Origin of the sequence: Flavobacterium fluviale, assembly GCF_003312915.1 — a bacterium.
In the GTDB taxonomy this organism is placed as follows: Bacteria; Bacteroidota; Bacteroidia; order Flavobacteriales; family Flavobacteriaceae; genus Flavobacterium; species Flavobacterium fluviale.
Genome location: NZ_CP030261.1, coordinates 4,433,989 through 4,452,514 on the forward strand (window position 1 = coordinate 4,433,989; position 18,526 = coordinate 4,452,514).

Annotated in this window: 13 protein-coding genes; 11 read left to right on the plus strand and 2 right to left on the minus strand. The window is 34.7% G+C overall.

What is annotated here, in order from left to right; all coding sequences use genetic code 11:
• The 6 genes from HYN86_RS19090 to HYN86_RS19115 all read left to right on the plus strand — a co-directional run bounded on the left by HYN86_RS19090 (position 1) and on the right by HYN86_RS19115 (position 10,832).
• The gene (locus tag HYN86_RS19090) at positions 1 to 717 is read left to right on the plus strand and encodes a thioredoxin domain-containing protein (RefSeq protein WP_113679486.1); all 717 of its coding nucleotides are present in this window, start codon (positions 1 to 3) and stop codon (positions 715 to 717) included.
• A 43-nt stretch (positions 718 to 760) separates the two neighbouring features.
• Positions 761 to 2,383, plus strand: a complete 1,623-nt coding sequence (locus HYN86_RS19095; RefSeq protein WP_113679487.1) for a sulfatase-like hydrolase/transferase — start codon at positions 761 to 763, stop codon at positions 2,381 to 2,383.
• Positions 2,384 to 2,499: 116 nt separating this feature from the next.
• The gene (locus HYN86_RS19100) at positions 2,500 to 3,762 is read left to right on the plus strand and encodes a YeiH family protein (RefSeq protein ID WP_113679488.1); all 1,263 of its coding nucleotides are present in this window, start codon (positions 2,500 to 2,502) and stop codon (positions 3,760 to 3,762) included.
• A gap of 702 nt (positions 3,763 to 4,464) precedes the next feature.
• Positions 4,465 to 7,512 carry a SusC/RagA family TonB-linked outer membrane protein gene (locus tag HYN86_RS19105; protein WP_113679489.1) on the plus strand — a complete coding sequence of 1,016 codons (3,048 nt, stop codon included), beginning with the start codon at positions 4,465 to 4,467 and terminating at the stop codon, positions 7,510 to 7,512.
• Between the two features lie 10 nt (positions 7,513 to 7,522).
• Positions 7,523 to 8,971 carry a RagB/SusD family nutrient uptake outer membrane protein gene (locus tag HYN86_RS19110; RefSeq protein ID WP_113679490.1) on the plus strand — a complete coding sequence of 483 codons (1,449 nt, stop codon included), beginning with the start codon at positions 7,523 to 7,525 and terminating at the stop codon, positions 8,969 to 8,971.
• 208 nt (positions 8,972 to 9,179) lie between these two features.
• Positions 9,180 to 10,832 carry an arylsulfatase gene (locus tag HYN86_RS19115; RefSeq protein WP_113679491.1) on the plus strand — a complete coding sequence of 551 codons (1,653 nt, stop codon included), beginning with the start codon at positions 9,180 to 9,182 and terminating at the stop codon, positions 10,830 to 10,832.
• A 135-nt stretch (positions 10,833 to 10,967) separates the two neighbouring features.
• On the opposite strand, the gene rocD is transcribed toward HYN86_RS19115, so the two are convergent.
• Positions 10,968 to 12,218, minus strand: coding sequence for an ornithine--oxo-acid transaminase (rocD, locus tag HYN86_RS19120; RefSeq protein ID WP_113679492.1), 1,251 nt, complete (start codon positions 12,216 to 12,218; stop codon positions 10,968 to 10,970).
• Positions 12,219 to 12,441: 223 nt separating this feature from the next.
• On the opposite strand from rocD, the gene HYN86_RS19125 reads away from it, so the two are divergent.
• The 4 genes from HYN86_RS19125 to HYN86_RS19140 all read left to right on the plus strand — a co-directional run bounded on the left by HYN86_RS19125 (position 12,442) and on the right by HYN86_RS19140 (position 15,848).
• Positions 12,442 to 12,894, plus strand: a complete 453-nt coding sequence (locus HYN86_RS19125) for an Lrp/AsnC family transcriptional regulator (protein WP_057116602.1) — start codon at positions 12,442 to 12,444, stop codon at positions 12,892 to 12,894.
• A gap of 110 nt (positions 12,895 to 13,004) precedes the next feature.
• Positions 13,005 to 13,778, plus strand: a complete 774-nt coding sequence (locus HYN86_RS19130) for a dienelactone hydrolase family protein (RefSeq protein ID WP_113679493.1) — start codon at positions 13,005 to 13,007, stop codon at positions 13,776 to 13,778.
• Positions 13,779 to 13,823: 45 nt separating this feature from the next.
• A complete protein-coding gene (locus HYN86_RS19135) occupies positions 13,824 to 14,822 on the plus strand; it encodes a DUF3667 domain-containing protein (protein ID WP_113679494.1) in 999 nt (332 codons plus the stop codon).
• A gap of 9 nt (positions 14,823 to 14,831) precedes the next feature.
• A complete protein-coding gene (locus HYN86_RS19140) occupies positions 14,832 to 15,848 on the plus strand; it encodes a M28 family peptidase (RefSeq protein ID WP_113679495.1) in 1,017 nt (338 codons plus the stop codon).
• A gap of 226 nt (positions 15,849 to 16,074) precedes the next feature.
• On the opposite strand, the gene rho is transcribed toward HYN86_RS19140, so the two are convergent.
• The gene (gene rho, locus HYN86_RS19145; RefSeq protein WP_113679496.1) at positions 16,075 to 17,898 is read right to left on the minus strand and encodes a transcription termination factor Rho; all 1,824 of its coding nucleotides are present in this window, start codon (positions 17,896 to 17,898) and stop codon (positions 16,075 to 16,077) included.
• A gap of 183 nt (positions 17,899 to 18,081) precedes the next feature.
• Here rho and HYN86_RS19150 point away from each other — a divergent pair, with 183 nt between their 5' ends.
• Entirely contained in the window at positions 18,082 to 18,492 is a 411-nt protein-coding gene (locus tag HYN86_RS19150) for a DUF4293 domain-containing protein (RefSeq protein WP_113679497.1), read from the plus strand.
• The last annotated feature ends 34 nt before the right edge of the window (positions 18,493 to 18,526 follow it).

Consider the following 18,526-nt stretch of genomic DNA (forward strand, 5'->3'; position numbering starts at 1 on the left):
ATGAAAAATAAAATCTTAAAAACCAGTATAACAGCAATTGCCTTTTTATGGGCAGTTGCTGCTTTTTCGCAAAATGAAAATCATTCTTCATTATCGTTAGACTCATTTTATTCGAAAATAAAAAGCCAAAAAAATCCGCAGATTGTCGATGCGCGAACTCCAGAGGAATTTGCTTTAAATCATATTGAAGGCGCTGTAAATTTCAACCTTCAATCTGAAAATTATGAACAATATACCGCTCAACTAGATAAATCCAAACCTGTATTTATTTATTCAATTGGCGCGGGCAGAAGTGTTGCTTTAGAAAAAGAATTATTAAAAAATGGTTTTTCAGAAGCCTATAGTTTAGAAGGCGGAATTGCCAACTGGATTGGAAACGGAAAGCCTTTTTATTCCAATCTAAAAAGCAAATTATCGTTGGCAGAATTCAATAAAATCATTGCCGATAACAAGACCGTTCTAGTAGATATTGGTTCCAAATACTGCGGGCCTTGTAAAAAAGTAAAACCTGTTTTAGAAACCATACGATCAGAATACGGAACAAATTTAAAAATCGTAGAAATTGAACTGGAAGACAGCCCGCAAGTTATTGCCGATTTAAAAACGGTAAAAGTTTTTCCGACCTTGATTTTATATCAAAACGGAAAAATTGTGTTTAAAAAAGAAGGCATCAATGATTTGAAAAATGAAGTTGATGTTGCATTGGCTTCTAAATAGACACAATACTGTCATTTCATCAAAATAACTAACCAAAACCAATATGTCAACCAAGAAAAAAATTACCAAAGTTGCTATAACAATTTTAATTATACTGCTTATTCTGGCCGCTTTTCTATTTTGGCCCATAAATATCAATGAAACCTTAGTAAAAGAAGATCAAAAACTAGCCGAAGGCAAAAAGCAATTTCTAGCATCAAAAGCTCCGTCTGATTCAGCATCAAGCAAAAAGACGAATATCATTATTCTACTTGCCGATGATTTAGGTAAATATGATATTTCGCTCTACGGCGGAAAATCTACTCCAACACCGCAGATTGATTCTTTAGCGGCTTCTGGTGTTACATTTACAGATGGATATGCATCGGCTGCTATTTGTTCGCCTTCGAGAGCTGGATTAATTACAGGAAGATATCAGGAACGTTTTGGACATGAATATCAGCCGGGAGATCGTTATCCTAAAAACAATTTAGAATATTACGCTTTCAAATATTTACTGAATACCAACAATTGGAGATTAAATGATAAGATCGAATATCCAAACGATGCCTCAATTGCAACGCAGGGTTTACCAAAATCTGAAATCACATTTGGCGATTTAGCCAAAAGGCAAGGTTACACTACAGGTATTATCGGAAAATGGCATTTGGGCCACAATAAAGGATTTTTTCCTTTGGACCGAGGTTTTGATTATCATTACGGATTTTATCAGGCGTTTTCTCTATTTGCTCCTGAAGACAATAATCCAGATATTATCAATCATCATCACAAAGATTTTACCGACAAAACCATTTGGGGAAAGGGACGTGTCGGAATCGGACAAATTCGCCGAGACAATACTATTATTGATGAAAAAGCCTATTTAACCGAAAAATTTGCGGATGAAGCCGAATCTTTTATTGATAAAAATAAAGACAAACCTTTCCTGTTGTACATTCCTTTTAATGCACCGCACACGCCATTTCAAGTTCGTAAAAAATATTATGATCGTTTTCCGAATGTGAAAGACGAAAACAAACGTGTTTATTTTGCGATGATCAGCGCTCTGGATGATGCGATTGGCAGAATTCGGGCAAAAGTAAAAAAAGAAGGACTTGAAGAAAATACTTTAATTATTTTCGCCAGTGATAACGGCGGTGCCGATTATACTTTTGCGACCACAAATGCACCTTTAAAAGGTGGTAAATTTTCTCATTTCGAAGGCGGTATTAATGTTCCTTTTGCACTTTCGTGGAAGGGAAAAATAAAACCTAATACAGTTTATAAACAACCTGTCAGCACTTTAGATTTTTTCACCACAATTGCAGCAGCCATACATTCTGATTTACCAAAAGACCGCGTTTATGACGGAGTTGATTTGGTTGCTGTAGTAAATAAAAATAAGACTGCTCATAAAGATCTTTACTGGCGTTCGGGCGATGCAAAAGCGATTAGAAGCGGCGAGTGGAAATTAGTCATTAGCGGCAAAACACACAAAAATTGGCTGTACAATCTTGCTTCTGATAAATTTGAAAAAACAGATCTTGCGCAGAAAAATCCAGAAAAGGTAAAAGAGTTACAAACTGCTTTACAAACTTGGGAAAAAGGCCTGATTAAACCGCTTTGGCCAAATCTAACCTATTATGAATTTGATTTTGGTAAACAAAAATACTTTGTCGATCTCTAATTATCCTTTATAAAAACCCAACAGGTTCTAAAAACCTGTTGGGTTTAATCTAAAATTCAAATCTATAATTAATACCTACAAGGTTTTGGAAACCTTACAGGAAAGAAAACAATTCAATGTCAACCTCAACAAAACAATTTACAATACACGAAGACTGGACCGTCGTCATTCTCGGTTTTATCATTATCGGAATTTCTCTTTTTATTTTTATTCCACAAGTTCCTGTCTTCAAATGGACAAATGAAACTGATTTAGTTAAAAATGTATTCGAAATAAAAAATCTTCAAATTATTGGTTTTCAATTCCTTTATTTTCTTTTGATTGGAATAATTGGAACCTTCTTCGTTGGAAAATCAGTTAAAAATTTCATTTTCGGATTTCCAATTATTTATATACTCACGATCATTGCTTTAATCATTGCAGGAAATACAGAAGTAAAAGCTCTAAATCTGGAAGCTGTTATTTTCAGTTTAGTTATCGGATTGATTATCGGAAATTTTTTCAAGCTTCCCGAGTGGTTTCGTTCTGCAATGTCAACCGAGCTTTTTGTCAAAATCGGACTGGTACTCTTGGGAACAAGTGTCATTTTTTCGGATATTCTAAAAGCAGGATCTTTAGGTTTAATTCAGGCTTTGGTGGTTGTTTTGTCTGTTTGGTATTTTGCATTCTGGTTGTGTAAAAAACTAAAAGTCGATGACGAATTAACGATGATGATTTCGAGCGCGGTTTCTATCTGCGGTGTTTCTGCAGCAATCGCAACTTCTGGGGCTATAAAAGGAGATTCTAAAAAATTATCTTATGTAATTTCGATGGTTTTAGTTACTGCGATTCCAATGATGATTTTTATGCCGATAATTGCCAGTCATTTTAATTTTCCGGAAGAAGTTACAGGAGCTTGGCTTGGAGGCAGTATCGATACTTCTGGAGCAGTTGTCGCTTCTGGAACTTTGGTTGGAGAAACTGCTTTAAAAATAAGCACGATTGTAAAATTTTCTCAAAATGTTTTATTGGGTTTAGCCGCTTTTGCCATTTCCATATATTGGACTTACACGCATAATGAATCTTCTGAAGTAAAGGATTCTAAACCAACGTTTAGCATAATTTGGGAACGCTTTCCAAAATTCGTCATAGGTTTTATTGCCGCGTCAATTGTCTTTTCGTTTTTCATTTCTCCTGAAACTCGAGAGGGCTTGAAAGACAGTTTAAAAAATCTACAGGGACTTTGGTTTGCTTTGGCCTTTACGAGTATTGGTTTGGAAACTAATTTTAGAGATTTGCTCCAGCATAATAGCAAAAAACCTTTAATCGCATTTTTGACCGCTCAATTATTCAATATCATCATTACTTTGATTATAGCTTTTTTGCTTTTTAATCCTTGAAAATAATCTCGATATTTATCTAAACCCGAAAGGTTTTAAAACCTGTCGGGTTTACTCTTGTAATTCAAGTAACAGACCTTAAAAGCAAGTAAAAACTGTATAAATCCAATCAGTTTTTATTTGTTCTTTTAGTTTCCAAATTCAAAATAAAATAATTGATTATCAATACCTTACATGTTTTTACTTTTTACTTAAATCATTTTTATATTCAATATTTCCAAAAAAATTAAATAATCTTTTGGTTTTCATTATAATAAATTTAACTTTGTCTATAGGATTAGTAGAGTTATAAAATAAAAGAACTACATTTTGAAAACAACAGCTTACACATCGCATTACATTCTTCCTAAAAAAATCACTTATAACACCTTAAGTTATATGTGTATGTGCTGTTAGAATCCAATCTTAATTTTCGCTTCAATTCGAAATTAAATTCACAAACTAAAATCATATTGACAATACTTATTAATGTATCGCTGCATTAAGAGAAGAACTATGTCAAATTATAATAACTAAAAAAAAAGCAATAACTAAATCAAGACTAAAATGAAAATAATGCACTGCCCTACTCTTTCATAGTAAAAAGCATTTCTGCGGCAACGGAAATGGCAAGACTCAAAGAACATTTATCACTAAAAAAAAGCCTTCGGAAATTGAAAAATCAGTTTCGAGAATCGCTTTATTATTTAAATCCAAAAAGTAATGAACAAGCAATTACAAGCCTTTTTGTGGATTTTTGTGTTCTTAATTTCTACGGGAATTAAAGCGCAAAATACACAACCCTTAATTAATTCGACCTTAAACGGTACCGTTATCGATCAGGTAACCAATCAGCCGCTTCCGGGAGTTTCTGTTCAAATTAAAGGAACAACTCATGGAGCAGTAACAGACTTAGACGGAAAATTCTATTTCCAGACAGGACAAAAATTCCCATATACTTTAGTAGTAAGCTATTTAGGTTATGTAACAACCGAACATATTGCAACAAAAGATTTTGTTCAAATTTCTTTAAAAGAAGACGTAAAAGAATTAAATGAAATCGTAATTATCGGATACGGAAGTACTTCTAAAAAAGATTATACAGGAGCTGCAGAAACTGTAGCCCAAATGTCCTTAAAAGCCACACAAAAAACATTAGAAAGTTCGCTTCAGGGTTCTGTTGCGGGGGTAAACGTAACGCAGACTTCGGGTGCGCCAGGCGCAGGAATGAGTATTCGTATTCGCGGGGGGAGTTCGATTCAAGGAGGAAATGAACCTTTGTATGTAATTGATGGTTTTCCTTTATATAATTCAGAAGTGACTTCTGGAGTTTTGAGCGGTACGCCGACAAATCCACTTTCGACTATAAATCCGGCAGATATTGAATCGATTACTGTTTTAAAAGATGCTTCGTCTACTGCAATTTATGGTTCTAGAGGAGCTAACGGAGTTGTTATTATTACCACAAAAAAAGGTTCAAATACTGCTGCAACTGTCAATTACGATTTTACAATTGGTCAGCAGGAAGTTCGCAAAAAGATTGATTTATTGGATGCCCAAGGTTTTTCCAGACTAAGAAATGCGGCTTTATACGATTCTAATCCCGCTGGAGGAACAAATCAATATTTAAGTGATGCTCAGATTGCTGCACTAGGTAAAGGAACTGACTGGCAAGACGCAGCATTCCAAAAAGGATTAACACAGAATCATCAATTGAGTATTTCTGGCGGCAATAACCAGACTAAATATGCTGTCTCTGGAAATTATTACAATCAGGAAGGAATTATTAAAAATACAGGTTTCGAGCGTTTCAGCGGACGTGTAAATTTAAATTCAAAAATAAGCAGTAAAGCCAGATTTGGTTTAAACTTAACGATCGCAGAAACAAAAGCAAAAGTGGCTCCAACTGGTTTGGTAACTGCTTTATTGAGCATGCCTCCTACTGCAACGATTTATGAGCCAGACGGAAGTTATACGTTAAGAAATCCGTTTGAGAATATTTTTGCCAACCCAATTGCCACTCTAAACGAACGCAAAAATCAATCTATCACCGACCGTATTCTGGGAACTATTTATGGCGAATATGATATTTTGAAAAATTTAGTTTTCAAAGTTTCTTTTGGAACTGATATGATTTTCAATAAAGAAAAAAGTTATCTGCCATCAACTATTTACGAAGGTTCGATTACAAATGGAGAAGGAAAAATTGGAAATGCAGAATCTAGAAGCTGGTTAAACGAAAATACTTTAACCTATACAACCGTAATTGGCGAAAAACATCACTTAAACGCTCTGGCTGGTTACACACAGCAAAGTTCTACGAGAGAATTCAATAACGCAGGATCGCAGCAATATGTAAATGATATTACTTCTTATTACAGTTTACAAAGTGGTAATATCGCCTTAATGCCTTCTTCTGGCGAAAGTACTTGGGCATTGAATTCGTACTTATCGAGAGTCAATTACAATTATGATTCGAAATATTTCTTAACAGGAAGTATCAGAGCCGATGGTTCTTCTCGTTTTGGAAAAGACAATAAATGGGGTTATTTCCCTTCTGTCGCCGCGGCTTGGCAGATTAGCAACGAAGCTTTTTTTAGTCCTGTGAAAAATATAATTAATAGTCTAAAAATTAGAAGCAGCTGGGGCGCAACAGGAAATCAGGAAATTGGAGAATACCAGTCTTTATCTACTTTAACGAGTGTAAAATATCTTTTTGGAGATCAAATATATACTGGTTTTACGCCTACGCGAATTGCAAACGACAATTTAGGATGGGAATTAACTAACCAGTTTGATGCCGGTCTTGACGTCGGATTCTTCGAAGATAAATTGAATTTAACTATTGACGTCTATCGTAAAACAACCAAAAATTTATTGTTAGATGTACAGCTTCCATACACAACTGGATTTACTTCTTCATTACAAAATTTTGGTTCTGTCCAAAATCAAGGTTTAGAAATTGGTTTGAATGCTTCTCTTGGAAATACTGCTTTTTCTTGGACATCAAATTTCAATATTGCCTTCAATCAAAACAAAATTATTGCATTAGGAAATGGTGCTGAATTCTACACTTTCGGAAACTACATTTTAAAAGTTGGTGAGTCTTTGGGAACTTTTTATGGTGCAGTTACAGACGGAATTTTACAAACAGATGAAGTTGCCACAAAAGGCGTTTTTACGGGAAATGCAGCACCAAAAGCTGGAGATCGTTTGTACAAAGATATTAACGGAGACGGCGCATTTACAACTGCAGCCGACAGAACAAGTATTGGCGATGCACAACCTGATTTTGTCTTCGGATTCTCTAATAATTTTACATACAGAGGTTTTGAATTGGCGGTTTTAGTAAATGGTTCTGTTGGAAATAAAATCCTGAACGGAAACCTGCAGGCTTTAGAATTGTACAACGGACAGCAAAATGCTTCTACATCTGCATTAGATGCATGGACACCAACAAATCCGAGCAATACAACACCTCGAGCTAAATTAGATCCCGCACCGGTTTTCTCTAATCGTTTTGTAGAAGACGGTTCATTTGTAAGATTAAAAAACATCACTTTAAGTTACAATCTGCCAAAGAAATTATCCGAAAAACTAAGGTTAACGTCAGTGAAATTCCGTGTAATTGGAGAAAACTTATTGACATGGACAAAATACAGCGGTTACGATCCTGAAGTGACTAACGGAACCACAATTTCTCCAGGAACAGATACAGGGATTTATCCAGCATCTAAAACTATTTCAGGCGGATTAAGTGTAACATTCTAAAAGATTTATCATGAAAAAGACAATTATATACAGTTTGGCAGTTCTCTTTTTAATAAGTGCCTGCAATCCGTTGGACGAAGATCCTAAAGCATTTATTTCGTCTGGCAATTTTTATAAAACAACTGAAGATGCAGATGCGGCCGTGATCGCGATTCATAATGCGATAAACAGTTCTACACATACTTTGTACAATCGATTAATCCAAATTTCAACTGAAATGGCAACCGACGATTACGAAGCAGGACCAAGAGCTAGAAATGCGCATGTTAGAGCTTTGTCCAATTTAACGCACGATGCATCAAACGATCGTATGATCGAACTGTGGAGACAAAGTTATGACGGAATCAATAGAGCGAATGTAGCTATTGATAATATCTCGAAGAATCCAAATCTTAATTCACAGAAAGACAAAGATTTAATTAACGAGGCAAAGTTCTTAAGAGCCTTATTATACTTTAACTTAGTACGATGGTTTGGAGATGTTCCTTTGGTTTTACACGAAACGACTGTTTTAAATCCAGATGCTATTAATGTGAGTAATACTCCAGAAGTTGAAGTTTACACACAAATCGAAAATGACCTGATTGATTCCGAAGCACTTCCAGTTGTGCAGCAAAACAAAGGACGCGTAACGGCTGGCGCTGCAAAAAGCATTTTAGCGAAAGTATATCTAACCGAAAAAAAATGGCAGAAAGCAGCCGAAAAAAGCAAAGAAATCATTGACAGTAAAGTTTATGATTTGTTCGAAAATTATGCTGATGTCTTTAATGTGGCAACCAAAAACGGAAAAGAACATATTTTCTCTGCACAATTTAAAGGTCTGACGAACTGGAACGGAAATATGCTGGCTTCGACAGCTGCACCAACTTCTGTTCCTGGAATTGCAGGTGATCAAGCTGATGCGTTGCATAAAGAAGGCGGACTTTTTGAAGCTTTCGCCGAAACAGACAAGAGAAAGTACATCACTTTTGCTGTAGAATTTGTGAGTCCAACCGATGGAAAAACATATAAAGTAACCCCTCATTTTAATAAATATTTTGATCCTGCAACACCAACTTCGCCTGGACAGTCTTCTAAAAATACGCCAATTATAAGGTTTGCAGAAGTATTACTGATTTATGCAGAAGCTTTAAACGAACAAAACGGAGGACCAACTGTAGAAGCTTATGCGGCAGTTGACCGAGTGAGAACCAGAGCCGGCGTTGACTTATTAGCGACAACATCGCCTGCGTTAAGTCAAGATGCTTTTAGAGAAGCGGTTTTTGAAGAAAGAAGAAAAGAATTGGTTTATGAATATCAGCGCTGGTTTGATCTAGCTAGAAGAGGTCCAGATTATTTTGTCGCAAAACTAAAAGCGGCAGGAAAAACAAATGCACAGCCAAAACACGTTCACTTTCCTATTCCGCAAAGAGAATTGGATTTGAATAAGAATTTAAAACAGGTTCCGGCTTGGAGATAATTTTTTTAAATACCTACAAACATAGTTTTTAAATGCTGTGTAAAGGCGTTTCACTTGTTCAAATAAAGATGGATTAAGATTTAGTATAGCTATGTGTTGCGAAATGTATTTCTCTTTTACATACTACTTAAACCAAAAAAAATCTATGTTTCTATGTGTTAGAAACCTTTAAAAAAATAAAAATATACTAACAGTAAATTATTATAAAATGAATAAAAGAATAAACATTTTATTTTCTGTCTTATTGACGGGAATAATTGGTTCTTATGAAACCGAAGCTCAAACCGCATCTTCTAAACCAAACGTAATTTTGATTATGGTGGACGATATGGGCTATTCGGATTTGGGAAATTATGGATCTGAAATTAAAACGCCAAATCTAGACCGTTTAGCGAAAGAAGGAACGCGACTTCGCGAATTTTACAACAACTCAATCTGCGCGCCTACGAGAGCTTCATTATTGACGGGGCAGTATCAGCACAAAGCTGGGGTTGGTTATTTTGACGTCAATCTGGGTTTACCTGCCTATCAAGGTTATCTCAACAAAGAATCTTTAACCTTAGGAGAAGTTTTCCGTTCTGGTGGTTACAGCACCTTAATGTCTGGAAAATGGCACGTAGGTTCTGAAGATCAAGCGCAATGGCCAAATCAAAGAGGTTTTGATAAATTTTACGGAATTTTAAAAGGTGCTGCGAATTATTTTGATACAAAACCGCTTCCTTTCGGAAAGACGGCTTATCCTGTAAAAATGATCCGTAACAATGAAGAATTGCATCCAAAAGATGATTCGTACTATTTCACAGATGAAATCGGAAATAATGCCGTTACTTTCTTAGACGAACAAAACAAAGAAAACAAGCCTTTCTTTTTGTACTTAGCATTTACAGCGCCTCACTGGCCATTGCAGGCAAAACCTGTTGATATTGCCAAATACAGAGGAAAATTTGATGAAGGCTGGGATGCTTTAAGAGAGAAAAGAATTCAAAAGTTAAAAGAAAACGGAATTCTGCTTCCAGGTCAAACTATTGCTCCTCGTGACCCAGAAGTACCAGAATGGGATAAATTGACGTATGACGAAAAACAATTTTGGAAAGCCAAAATGGAAGTGTACGCGGCAATGGTAGATAACATGGATCAAAATGTTGGAAAAGTCTTAGACAAATTAAAAGCTTTGAAAAAAGACAAAAACACTCTGATTATTTTTATTGCCGATAATGGGGCTCAAGGCGGTTTCAATACTTACAATCCATTGAGAAGAGGTTTGGTTCGCAACGATGGACCAATTGGAACTTCTGGTTCTTTTGATTATCAGGAACAAAACTGGGCATATCTTTCTAATACACCTTTGCAGGATTATAAAAACAATATGCACGAAGGCGGTTTCAGCTCTCCGTTTATTGCTTGGTATCCATCAAAAATAAAAGCAGGAAGAATTGACAAAGGAACTGGACATATTATTGACCTTGCTCCTACTTTCTACGAATTGGCTGGAATTGAATATCCTAAAAATTTAAACGGAGTAACTGCTAATCCACTTCCAGGAAAAAGTTTGCTTCCTGTTTTATTTGACAATGCTTCTGAAGTAAACAGAGGCGCGCCGCTATTCTGGGAAAGAGCTGGAAATAGAGCAGTTAGAGAAGGAAAATGGAAATTGGTTTCTATTTATCCGTCTTATCAATGGGAACTTTACGATCTTGAAGCAGACCGTGGAGAAACAGCCAATGTTGCTGCACAAAATCCAGGAATTGTAAACGATCTTTCTGCAAAATATTTTGACTGGGCAGATAAAACCGGAGTTGTAGAATACAGCAAATTCAAACAAAAAAATGAGTTGATTCCAGGTGCTGCTGCTAAGAAATAATTACTTTTTTTGATATTTTTAGTAATTATAACAAAAAGCGATTGTTGTAAAATAGTCGCTTTTTAAAAACAAAAAATGATGTACAAAAAAAGCAGCAATTTATTTGCTGCTTTTTTATTTTATATTTCCATTCGATTATCTAAAATCATTCAAAGATTTTTCAATAATCTCCAGACATTCATTAATTTGTTCTTCTGTCATTACCAAAGGCGGAGCCAATCTAATTTTATTTCCGTGAGTTGGTTTTGCCAATAATCCGTTATCTCTAAATTTTAGGCAGATTTCCCAAGCCAAATCAGATTCTTCATCTGTATTGATAACGATTGCATTTAAAAGTCCTTTTCCACGGACAAGCGTAATTAAATCATTTTTCTCGGCAATTTTATTTAATCCATCTCTTAAAATAACTCCTAAACGCTCTGCATTTTCAGCTAGTTTTTCGTCTTTAATAACTTCAAGAGCTGCAATCGCTACGGCCGCTGCAACTGGATTTCCTCCAAAAGTAGAACCGTGCTGTCCAGGTTTAATTACGTTCATAATTTCGTCGTTACATAGAACAGCCGAAACTGGATAAACACCGCCAGAAATTGCTTTTCCTAAAATTAAAACATCAGGCTGCACATTTTCGTGATGAACGGCTAATAGTTTTCCTGTACGTGCAATTCCCGTTTGCACCTCATCTGCAATAAAAAGTACATTGTGTTTTTCGCAAAGCGCTTTTGCTTTCGCTAAATAACCTTCAGATGGAACATAAACTCCTGCTTCACCCTGAATAGGCTCAACCAAGAATCCAGCGATATTTTTTGAAGAATTTAAAGCGTTTTCAAGAGCTTCAAGATTATCGTATTCAATCTTTATAAAGCCGTCTGTAAAAGGACCGAAATTTTTACGCGCTGTTTCATCATTTGAAAATGAAATAATGGTAGTAGTTCTTCCGTGAAAATTATTCTCGCACACTATAATCTGTGCTTGGTTTTCAGGAATTCCTTTTACTTCGTAAGCCCATTTTCTAGAAATCTTCAAAGCGGTTTCAACCGCTTCAGCTCCCGTATTCATTGGAAGAACTTTATCGAAACCAAAATAATTGGTTACGTATTCTTCGTAGTTTCCTAGTTTATCATTGTAAAAAGCACGAGAAGTCAAAGTCAGTTTTTGAGCCTGTTCAACCATTGCATTTACAATTTTCGGATGGCAATGCCCTTGATTCACCGCAGAATAAGCTGAAAGGAAATCAAAATATTTTTTTCCGTCAACATCCCAAACATATACTCCTTCTCCGCGTTCTAAAACTACTGGAAGCGGATGGTAGTTGTGAGCTCCATATTTATTTTCTTTTTCAATCAAAATTTCTGATTTTGATGAAAGCGCTTTTTCTGTACTTATCATAATCTGCTTTTTATTTCTGCAAAAATATTAAAAATTAAATTAATTAAGCTTGTAAATTTATATTTTGACTTAAAAATAACAAAATTAAAGTCAAAAATTACATTTTAAGATCAATAAAAAGCTATATTTATTTTGAGTCAAATTTAATTTTATGACTGTTTATTAAAAAAATTAATTACTTTTATGAATACCAAAAACCGAATTTTTTAAACAATTTAATTGAATGGAATTATTAGACGAATTTGATATTAGTATTATAAAGGAATTAGAAAAAGATGGCAGAATGGCTTTTTCTGCGATCGCTGCTAATTTGAAAATATCAAATACTATGGTGCATCAGCGTATTAACAGAATGATAGAACAAGGTGTAATCGGCGGTATAAAACCTATTATTCAGGAAAAGAAAATCGGCTATGACTGGGCTTCTTTTACGGGAATTACACTAAACAAAGATTCAGATTCTGACCGCATAATTGAAGCTCTTAAAGAAATTCCAGAAATCACAGAATGTTATTATGTTACGGGTTCATTTACTTTGTACATTAAAATAATTGCCAAAAATCATGAACATATGCGACGCATTCTTTATGAAAAAATAGACGGAATTCCAGGCATCGCTAAAACCGATTCGATTGTTGAATTGGGCTGTGCTTTTAAAAGAAATATTTCATTATAAGAAGATCTTTTATTCTTTTTTAAAATAATAGTTACAAACCTCACAGGAATTTACTTGTGAGGTTTTTTTGTAACATAATATTTCTGATATTTGTTAAAAATTGTAGAATTATGAAAAATGCAGTATTAATTTTATTCAGTGCAATCTTATTTTCAAACCTTATGAACGCACAATTAAAACCCGTAAAATACACCGAAGGCACGCAGCAGCTAAACGGCTTATTTATAAAATCTGCTAAAAAAAGCACCAATAATCCAGGAATTTTATTATTACCAGCCTGGCTCGGAATTGACAATGCTTCTAAAGGAATTGCAACAGAATTATCTAAATTGGGTTATCACGTTTTCATCGCAGATATTTACGGCGAAGGAAATTACCCGAAAAATACCAGCGAAGCTGGAAAACAAGCTGGCTTTTACAAAACTAATTATGAAGCATACCAAAAGCGTATCGATGCTGCTCTGAAAGAATTGGTAAAATCTGGAGCAAACGCCGATAATATTGTCGCTATTGGTTACTGCTTTGGAGGAACTGGGGTTTTAGAAGCTGCTAGAGGTCATTTAAACGTAAAAGGAGTTGCTTCATTCCATGGTGGCTTAGGTAAAGATGCAAGTCGTAAAACAGAACCTTTAACTGCTAAAGTTTTAATCTGCCATGGGGCTGATGATCCGTTTGTACCAAAAGACGAAATTACAGCATTCCAACAAGAAATGCGTGATGCAAAAGCAGACTGGCAGATGATTTACTACGCTGATTCTGTTCACTCTTTTACTAATCCAGAAGCAGGAAGCGATAATTCTAAAGGAGCAGCTTACAATCCTGTTGCAGCAAAAAGATCTTTCGATCATTTACAACTGTTCTTAAATGAAGTTCTAAAAAAATAATACCTATTATAACCCTTACCAAAAACAAATCAACTAAATAAACCAATGTCACACAGCAAAATTAGAGAAGACAAAACCTGTTTGAACTGCAGGCACGTTGTCGAGCAGAAATTCTGTCCAAACTGCGGACAGGAAAACAGCGACAGCCGAAAAACTTTTCATCATTTATTTATTCATTTCTTTGAAGATTTAACGCATTATGAAAATGCATTTTGGAAAACGATTCGTAACCTGCTTTTTAAACCTTCAACTCTAACCAAAGAATATCTTTCGGGAAAACGATTGTCTTATCTGGCTCCTGTGCGTCTTTATATCTTTATTAGTTTTATAACTTTTCTTTTAATTGCATTATTTCCAAATAAAATAACTGAAGACCTAGCAAAAAATGACAAGGAAATCACGTCTAATTTTGAAAAAGCTGAGATAAAAGAAAAGAAAAGCTGGAATGAAAAATCGTACTTAAAGTCAAAAACTGTAGACAAATCATATTTTCATTTGAAAACAATGAAAGAAATTGATTCCATTCAGAAGTATGGAAAGGAAAGCGAAAAACTATCAACATTGGAATATTGGATGTATGAAAAAGCTGTCCACGTAACAGAGAATAATACTAAAAAGCAAATTATTGAGAAATTTATAGAATCGTTTTTTCATAACATACCCAAAATCCTATTTATTATAATGCCTTTTTTCGCCTTTTTCTTATGGCTTTTTCATAATAAAAAACGCTGGTACTATTTTGACCATGGTATTTTTACCCTCCATTATTTTTCTTTCCTTTTATTGATATTCCTCATCATGTTTATTATAAACAGATTAATAGGCCTGTTTGGCGACAGCCCGTTATCATATATATCAGGAATAACTACTTTTGTGGGAACAATATGGATGTGTTATTATTTTTATCCGGCACATCATCGTTTTTACGGCGAATCTAGAATAGTATCGTTTATTAAAAGTTTTTTCTTATTCATTATAAACTCACTATTTATTATGTTTTTATTAACCTTTTACGTTCTTTACACATTTATTAATTTACACTAACTATAAAAAATGAAAAAATTACTCATTTTATTATTGGTTGCATCTGCGTATTCTTGTAAAACTGCGCAGTCAACTGTTTCCAAAGACAACTCCGATCCTACCAAGTACGTAAACGTCATTAAAGAAAAGGATCTTAAAAAAATGCTTTATATCATCGCTTCTGACGAAATGGAAGGCCGTGATACAGGTTCAAAAGGACAAAAAAAAGCAGGTAAATATATGATTGAGCAGTACAAAAAAAATGGTGTTTCTTTTCCAAAAGGAGCTTCAGATTACTATCAAGCAATTCCAGCTTCCTACTTAAATGCAAAACGCAACAAGAATCTGCCTGATTCTGAAAACATCTGGGCGTTTATTGAAGGTACTGAAAAACCAGACGAAGTTTTAGTAATTTCTGCTCATTACGATCACATCGGAATTAAAAATGGTGAGATTTATAATGGTGCCGACGATGATGGTTCTGGTACTGTAGCAGTTATAGAAATGGCTAAAGCATTTACAAAAGCTAAAAAACAAGGACACGGACCAAAACGTTCTATTTTATTTCTTCACGTAACTGGAGAAGAGCATGGTTTGCACGGATCTCGTTTTTATTCTGAAAATCCTTTATTTCCAATTGCAAATACTATCGCCGACATCAATATTGATATGATTGGACGTCGTGATGTAGAACATGCAAATTCAAATAACTATGTGTATGTAATTGGTGCTGACAGATTATCTTCTGATTTACACAATGCTGTTGTGGCTCAAAACGAAAAATACATCAAAATGGACTTAGATTATAAATTTAATAATCCTAAAGACCCAAATCATTTTTATGAGCGTTCTGACCATTATAACTTTGCCAAACATGGTATTCCGTCTGTTTTCTTATTTAACGGAGTTCACGCAGATTACCACGGAAAAGATGATACTGCAGAAAAAATTGAATACGACGCTTTAACTAAAAGAACAAAACTTGCTTTTGTAATCGCTTGGGATCTAGCTAATAGAGAAAATAGACCTGTGGTTGATAAGAAGTAAATTGCTTATTTAGGCACAAAGGTTCAAAGCCGCAAAGGTTCAGAGGTTTTTATAAAAGACAGAATCTTTTAACAACTACACTGATTTTGATTTAGTAAATAACCTCAAAACCGCTAGAATTTTAAACATAAAAAGGGATGAGTTAAAACTCATCCCTTTTGGTTTTTTTATAGACTATAAAAGGAAAACCTTTGCACCTTAGTAACTATGAACCTTTGCACCTTCTTTAGTCATTCATCGAAATCAAAAACTCTTCGTTGTTTTTGGTTTTCTTGAAACGGTCGTTTACAAAATCCATAGATTCTACTGGGTTCATATCTGATAGATATTTACGCATAATCCACATTCTTTGTAAAGTTTTTTCATCTAACAATAAATCATCACGACGCGTACTTGACGATGTAAGATCGATTGCAGGGAAAATACGTTTATTAGCTATCTTACGATCTAATTGTAATTCCATGTTACCTGTTCCTTTAAACTCTTCGAAGATAACTTCGTCCATTTTAGAACCTGTTTCTGTCAATGCAGTTGCGATAATACTTAAAGAACCACCGTTTTCTACATTTCTCGCCGCTCCAAAGAAACGTTTTGGTTTTTGCAATGCATTTGCATCAACACCTCCACTTAATACTTTTCCAGATGCCGGCTGAACTGTGTTGTAAGCTCTTGCTAAACGTGTAATAGAATCTAATAAAATCACAACATCGTGACCGCATTCTACCAAACGTTTTGCTTTTTCAAGTACTATATTAGCGATCTTTACGTGTTCTTGTGGTTCTCTGTCAAAAGTAGAAGCGATAACTTCCCCACGAACACTTCTCTGCATATCTGTAACCTCTTCTGGACGTTCATCTATTAGAAGAACAATTAAATAAACTTCAGGATGGTTTGCTGCAATTGCGTTTGCAATATCTTTAAGAAGCATTGTTTTACCAGTTTTAGGCTGTGCAACGATCATACCACGCTGTCCTTTACCTATTGGTGAAAACAAATCGATAATTCGGGTTGAAACAGAACTGCCTTTTTCTGCTAGTTTGAATTTTTCTGAAGGAAAAACTGGCGTTAAGTGTTCGAAAGAAACTCTATCGCGAACAACTTGCGGATCGTGCCCATTAATTTTTAAGACACGAACCAAAGGAAAAAACTTCTCACCTTCTTTTGGCGGACGAACCACTCCTTTTACAGTGTCTCCGGTTTTTAGACCAAATAATCTAATTTGTGAAGTTGATAAATAAATATCATCTGGAGAAGCTAAATAATTGTAATCTGATGAACGTAAAAATCCGTAACCGTCGGGCATCATTTCAAGAACGCCTTCACTTTCAATAATTCCGTCAAATTCAAAGTCTGAATCTCTGAAATTATTGCTTTTTTTATTTTTATGATTAGGATTTTGATTATTGTGATTTCCGTTTCCGTTTCCATTCGCGTTTTGATTCTGATTCGAATTCGGGTTTTGATTTTGGTTTGGAGTCTGGTTTTTATTTTGATTCGGATTAACCTTTTTTGCAGGGGTAATTTGTGCAGTTTTCTCAGCCATTTCAGCTGTTGGTTCAGGAGTAACTGTTTCCGACGGCTCTTCGGCTGCGATCTCACTTACCACTTCCTTGTCTTTTTTAAGAGCTACTTTTTTCTCGTATGCCGATTTATTGAATTTTACGATTTTAGGCTCTTTTTTTCCTGCTGTTGCTTTATTTTCCTGCACTTCCGGCACAGCTTCTGCAATTGGCTGAGCTGTTGCAGCAGTATCGTTTTTTTGAACAGTTTCCTCTACTTTATCAAATTCTAAAACGGGAGTATTTTTGGTATTTGCTGCTTTGGTTTTCACTGGAGCAATTCTCGCTCTTTTTGGTTTTTCATCCTTAGATTCAGAAACTGCTTCTGTTTGAGGAGTTTCAGCAGGGGCAAGAGTACTTTCTTGATGTGCTAAAATCTGACTAATTAAAGTCTCTTTTTTGACACCATTAATCTTTATTGTTTTAGCTAACTTAGCTATTTCTTGAAGCTCAGCAAGCTTCATTTCTTTTAATGCAGAAATATCAAACATGAATGTTCTATGAATTTAATTATTTTAAAGGAAATACTGTAAAAAGAATAGGTAGATAATTAATTTGAATTGACCGCAGTATGAAGTGCTTACGGTATTATGATGCAATAATACGAATAAAATTTTATCATACAATAGTATTTTAAAAAAAGAAAATATATTTTTGTAAAACATTTTTAGACCATGATACAAAGAATTCAAACTGTATATTTATTTCTGGCTTTTGCTGCAACTGGCATTTTAATGCTTTTTGTTCCGCTATGGACAACGACAGCAGGAAAAGAGTTCTTTTTTATGCAGGACCAAGTTTATACTGTCTTGTTAGGCTTAACAACAATGCTTAGTATTATCAGTATTATTTCATTCAAAAAAAGACAAAATCAGTTTGTATTAAACAGACTGAACATAATATTAAATTTAATTTTATTAGGATTATTTGTATATCGATCACTAAATTTATCTGGAGAGGCTGAAGTCTCTGAGAAAGGTATTGGGATGTTTCTGCCGATTGTTGCTATCGTATTATTAGTTTTAGCTAATAAGGCCATCAAAAAGGATGAAGATCTTGTAAAATCTGTTGATCGTTTGAGGTAAACCTATAATCTTAATTTATGTGCGAAGAAGAACC